At 66.1% G+C, this 1,775-nt stretch carries 2 protein-coding genes; both read right to left on the bottom strand.

The window, feature by feature from the left end; all coding sequences use genetic code 11:
- Positions 1–36 precede the first annotated feature (36 nt).
- The gene (locus Q1K49_RS04730) at positions 37–597 is read right to left on the bottom strand and encodes a hypothetical protein (protein WP_300523388.1); all 561 of its coding nucleotides are present in this window, start codon (positions 595–597) and stop codon (positions 37–39) included.
- A gap of 20 nt (positions 598–617) precedes the next feature.
- The coding region (locus Q1K49_RS04725; RefSeq protein WP_300523385.1) for a hypothetical protein at positions 618–1,775 on the bottom strand (1,158 nt) is incomplete at its 5' end.

Below are 1,775 nucleotides of genomic sequence, written 5' to 3'. Positions count from 1 at the left end.
CGCACGCCTCGCGTTCCGTTTCGGAGCACCTCCGGCTCAGGAGCCGGAGTTGCTCCGCAAAGGGGCCTCGGGGTCGCCCTCCACGACGGGTACGGAGCCGGACGACAGGAAGGCTTCCAGGTTTTCGTAACCGTGGTGCGCGGCGATCTCGTCCAAGCTGACCTCTTCGGTGTCCGAGTCGGACATCGGGGCAGCCGGGTTCATCGCTGCCCCGCCCAGCAGGGCGAACGCCGACGGCAGAGCCCGGCCGATGAGGCATTTCCATTGCGGGTGGTAGTCCGGGTCCTGGGGGTCACTGGAGATGAGGCGTGCGGTCTCCCCCACGCCGACGCCCAGAGTCCCTTTCTTGAATCCGGTGCACAGCAGCTTGCCGTACTCGCAGTTGAGGGGAGTGATGTCGTCGGCCGCGTACACCTTGCGCCCTCCCGACTTCCGCGTGATCACGAACTGGCTGCTCTTGTACTTCGCGGATTCTTCGGGGGTGGGGAGGCGGTAGTAGAGCACGTGATCCAGGTTGAGGGCGCGGTCATGGATCGGGAATTCGAGCTGGGTCGCGTCCAGACTGCGGAATTTGGCGGGCGGGGTGAGCTCGGACATGGTATCTCCTGATGTGCGGGTTAGAAGTAGGTGAGCCGGAACTCGTCGTCTCCGGAACCGGTGCAGGTTCCTTCTATCTGGTAGGCCCGGATGGAGCCGCGCGGACTGCCACCAGGTTTGTCGATCTGGAACAGCGGGGCGTGGAGCCGGAACCGGTTGCCCGGCTCCTGTCCCACGGTGAGCCCCAGGGGCAGCTTGGTGCGCTGCTCCCAAAGCGCATACGGATCCCAGTTGGCCAGCTTATCCTGCTCGGGGTCGATGCGGATGACCGGCTTGCGCCCTCCCAGGTAGTATTCGGCGATCCCTTCGGGAGAATTGGCGTCTTCGCGCGGAGCCAAGGTGCCACCGAGCGAGAACGTGACGCCCTTGAACACCGGCGCATAAGCGCCCAACCTGGCCCCAGCGCGTTCCAGCCTGGGGGGGACGATGTCCGCAGGCACCACGGCGGGCAGGTCGGGTACGTCCGCCGGACGGGTCCACAGGGCGGTACCGGTGAAATTCAGCATGCACGGTTTGCCCGCCTCGCCCGTCAGCTCGAAGGTTCCCCGCCAGCCCTTGAGCAGGTAGAGGACATGGTCCAGGTACAGGTATCCCAGGGCGGACGACTGGGCCGACATCCGCGACGTGACCGGACGGTACTCGATCCCGGGTACCGGTTCGGCCGCCGCGACGGTCGTGGCCGCCGAGGTCGAGCCGGTGAGAGTCTCGCCCTCCTCGAATTCCCCCACGACTCCGCGCAGGACCAGCACGGAGTCGTCCAGGCACTGCACCACACCGGTGGCCGCCGAGGTCGAGCCGATGACCGTCTCGCCCGTGATGAAACCTTCGGGCTGGGCCTCGCAGGCGATGCGGTGGACGGCGGTTTTTTGCATCCCGCACGCCTCCAGGATCGGCCCGTAGTCGGGGGGCTGCACGCTCCCGCCCACGTCCAGGAGCCCTCCATGGGCCTCGATGGAGAACTTGAAGGGCTGGCGTTTCGCCCCCAGGATCGAGCCACGGGGAGTGTACGTGCTCTGCACCACATTGCGCTCGACAACGTCGCCCTCGATCTCGGGTTCGGCTCCGGAGGCGATGAGCAGGGGGGTCAGCCCGTCGGCGGGGTTGGCGTCATTGCCGTATGCGCTTTCTTTCTTCACGCGGAAGATGCACAGATTGTTCAGTTGCGGGTCATGCATGGA

It is taken from the genome of Aminiphilus sp., from assembly GCF_029975095.1.
GTDB lineage: Bacteria > Synergistota > Synergistia > Synergistales > Aminiphilaceae > Aminiphilus.
This window is presented reverse-complemented; position numbering and strand designations above follow the sequence as displayed.